Origin of the sequence: Acinetobacter sp. S54 (genome assembly GCF_016624945.1) — a bacterium.
Classification (GTDB): domain Bacteria; phylum Pseudomonadota; class Gammaproteobacteria; order Pseudomonadales; family Moraxellaceae; genus Acinetobacter.
This window is the reverse complement of sequence record NZ_JACVUI010000025.1, coordinates 1-2,963: the sequence shown is the minus strand read 5'-3', so window position 1 is coordinate 2,963 and position 2,963 is coordinate 1. Positions and strand designations below refer to the sequence as shown.

Genomic DNA, 2,963 nt, shown 5'->3' with positions numbered 1-2,963 from the left:
CCCACTCTCAAACACACTCTGCCCACTCTTTACCTTGAAGTAGCCACCTGTATTAATAAATACACCCTCCTTATTCACTTTTAGCTGTGAACCCCCTGCTTTTATATCTATCTCGATCGGACTGGTCAGTTCGATCCTTCCCTCTGTGGAAATGAGTTTGATGACTTGCCTGGCTATCGCTTCTATCGCATCATCTTGCGCTTGCAGTTGTATTTTCCCTTTTGCGGCATACGCGCTAATTCCATGTTGTGCAGTAAAAAAACTGATCTTGTCTTGTGCATGCCCAATAATATTTTTCTGTGCACTCAGATTAATTGAACCACTAGCACTCTCGGCAATATCCTGAGAGGCTTGAAGTAAAATGTTTTCAGGCGTGGTTAATGCAATTCCATTCGGTGAGGCTAAAAGCATCAGGGCTTGTCTAAAAATCCGGCCTTGTTCTTGTGGTGTGCTTGTGTTGCTATTTTCCAAATCCTGACTATACCCTTTCATAAAGTCCTGTAAGGAACTTAAGGCTTTAGAGGGGGTCATTCCGAGTTTGCTGCCTTTATTAAAGCTCCCACACGCACTCATCAGGTCAAAGTCTTTGAGCTCTACATTGGCTATGGTTGCTCCAACTTGTTGTAGGCTTTCAAATGGATTGTCACTGATTTGGTTTTTTATGCTTGCCAGTTTGCCTTTTATCAGGTCCGCCCCATGTTCTTCTACATTTTCAATAAATGCTTTGAGGTTCTCTACCGCTTCTTTTGAGTTGGTGAAGAACGTATTAAATTCATCGACAATTCCTTTGGTATCGCCTCCTAGTCCCCCAATCTCTTTGATAAAGCTTCCACAATCTTTCAGCGCATGAATGGGATCTTGATTCATGCTGTCTTTAAATAGATTCAGTGTGCTATTTAAAGCCTGACTGGTCGTTTTCAGTTCAAGTGACTGAATGAGTTTGGGTAGTCGCTGAATGACATTTAATGCATCGCTCCTTTGCTGGGTCGCAATTTCACTGAGCATTTTCATGTTTTCATAGCCTTGTATGAGTAAAGACTGGGCTTGCATGGCGTCTAAATGGTCAGCAATAGCCTGTTCTTGTGCATAGGTACTAATCAGCATGCCCTTTCCAGCACGTACTGCGCCATAGTGATCCGTCCTTAACTCAAATCCTTCGCCACGTCCCTGACTGTTTTCCTGTTCTTTGGGATGGCTGAGATTGCCCAAGTTCAGTTGGCTTGCTCCATGGCTGCTGTGGAGTTGGGCACTAATCTGGTCGGGTGTATCGTCAAAGCGCAGTTGGTTAAAGCCTTCACCCTTGATTTCTTTTGAACGAATACCGCTTAGATTTCGGGTGGCAGGAAGTTGCCCTTTGATATCAAATTTGGTGGGTGAGCGTTGTGCTTCATGAATACGTCCAGTGACAAAGGGACGATCTACATCACCATCAAAGAAATCGATCACCACCAGCTCTCCTATGCGTGGCAGAAATCTTGCACCATAGCCTTCACCTGCCCATGGAGTCAGCACGTCGACCCATGCTGAATCTGTATCGCTGTCATTTGAGCCTGCACCGCCATCATGTTGATGGTCTTCGGTGCGAGTGAAGAGAAAGCGGACTTTGATCCGCCCCCATTCATCTACGTGTATTTCTTGATTCTCTGGTCCAACCACCCGTGCTCGCTGTGGATGGGTCAGTGGTCGATGGGCTAAGGGGTGGTATTCTGGTACTAATTTGATTTGACGGCGAATTAAGGTGAGTTCATTGCCTTGGCGTTCTTCTTTAGCTGATGTTTTTAATAGTGAATAATTGAGCAAATTCTCAAATTGTTGTTGAAGATCCTTGGGTAAGTTATTTTGGTTATAGAATCGTTTTTCATAAATGATAAATTGTCGATCAGTTCCTTCATGTTGATCAATTTCAGGGTGTCCAGTGAGTTCAAACCAGTATCCTACTTGTGCATCTCGTACTGTGGTTTGGGCTTTAAAGTATTTGGCTTGTTTTTCTTGGTAGGCAGTTAGGTTGTGCTTGAGTTTTTCAAGTTGTGAAGAACCTGAAGCGGTGGCCTGATCCGCTCCGGTCAGGTCTGTGGTCCATGCGGGACTTATGTGCCATGCCTGTTCTAAGCTTAAACTTTCGTTACTTTGTTGATCGCTATGCTGATGGGCGCTCAATATGCTACCACTGCCATCATCTTGAGTGAGGGCATCCGCTTGCCAGCGTTGTACGTAGGTGGTTGTCGATTGTAGTTGGCGATGAGCGGTAAAGCGGGTCATGCTGTCAAAATATTCAGTCGCATGACTGCGGTGAAATCGGATCACGCCACGATTCAGTACGGTAAATGAGGCTTGGTGGTCTATCAGGCGTAGGTGCTGGGGAGCAAGTTCGTGTAAGGGATGTGTAACGATGGGCTGTGCTTCATCAATCAACCAGTTGATTCCTTCGCTGCGCCACAAACGTGTCAGAAAGTCGTAATCTGATTCGTTGATCTGCATGCTCAAAGGTCGAATATCGTAGTTTTGATTGAGGCCTTTTAGATCAAGGGTTAAACTGGCGGCAAATAAGGCACTTTTATTTTGCCATTCTTTAAACAGTATCTCTGTGATTTCAACAACACTTTTATTCATAAACACGCGGCTATTGCGTCGTTTGTGCCAAAGTGCAGTGGGGTCTTGGACAGTGAGGCTGTATATTGTAAGCGCCCCATCGCTCTGGCCTTGGCTTGCTTGTGTAATGAGGCCTGATAGTCGGGCAAATTGCCCAAGATCAGTCACTTGATCAATCGCTACCTGACAGCCAATGAAGTGTTTGAGTGCAAGATGGGCATTCGTGGATAAACAGGTTAATTTAATTTCCAGACCCTGATTAAGGCAATGCTGCCCTTCTATCCCTTGTAAGAAAACCTGTGCATTGAGTGAGACATTACTAAATTGGACATGAAGAGTGCGGTGTAGGGTTCCTAAACCTAAGTGTTCTAATA

1 protein-coding gene is annotated in these 2,963 nt (G+C 44.9%); it reads right to left on the bottom strand.

Annotated elements, in window-relative coordinates; genetic code table 11:
- Positions 1 to 2,963, bottom strand: a 2,963-nt coding sequence (locus IAE20_RS16640; RefSeq protein ID WP_200482936.1) for a type VI secretion system Vgr family protein, incomplete at both ends; no start/stop codon positions are given.